1 protein-coding gene is annotated in these 407 nt (G+C 68.6%); it reads right to left on the bottom strand.

Features of this window, described 5'->3' with window-relative positions:
* On the bottom strand, positions 1–407 hold a 407-nt coding region (locus JWG43_RS21080), incomplete at both ends, for an AIR synthase related protein (RefSeq protein WP_240193693.1).

The following is a 407-nucleotide window of genomic DNA, read 5'->3' as shown; positions in this document are numbered from 1 at the left end:
TGGCGATCGGACGGCTGCCGACGGCGGTCAGGTTGCGCCAGGCCTCGGCCACCGCCTGCTTGCCGCCCTCATAGGGGTCGTTCTGGACGTAGCGGGGGGTGCAGTCCGAGGTGACGGCCAGACCCTTGTCCGTGCCATGCACGCGCACCACGCCGGCGTCGGCGCCGGTCGAAGAGTCTTGAAGCGTGTCGGCCATGACGTGGCGGTCGTACTGTTCCCAGATCCAGCGCTTGGAGGCCATGTCGGGGCAGGCGACGACCTTCATCACCGCATCGGCCCAGTTCTCGGGCGCAGGAATGTCCGAGTGGTTCAGCTTGGGCTGAAGCTCCGGCTGGACCCACGGGCGGTCATACAGGGGCGCGTCGTCGAACAGCGGCGCCAGCGGCACATCGCAGACGGTCTCGTCG

The organism is Desulfobulbus alkaliphilus, from assembly GCF_016918545.1.
Classification (GTDB): Bacteria; Desulfobacterota; Desulfobulbia; order Desulfobulbales; family Desulfobulbaceae; genus Desulfobulbus; species Desulfobulbus alkaliphilus.
Note: the sequence above shows the minus strand (reverse complement) of the source record. Positions and strands in the feature narration are given on the sequence as shown.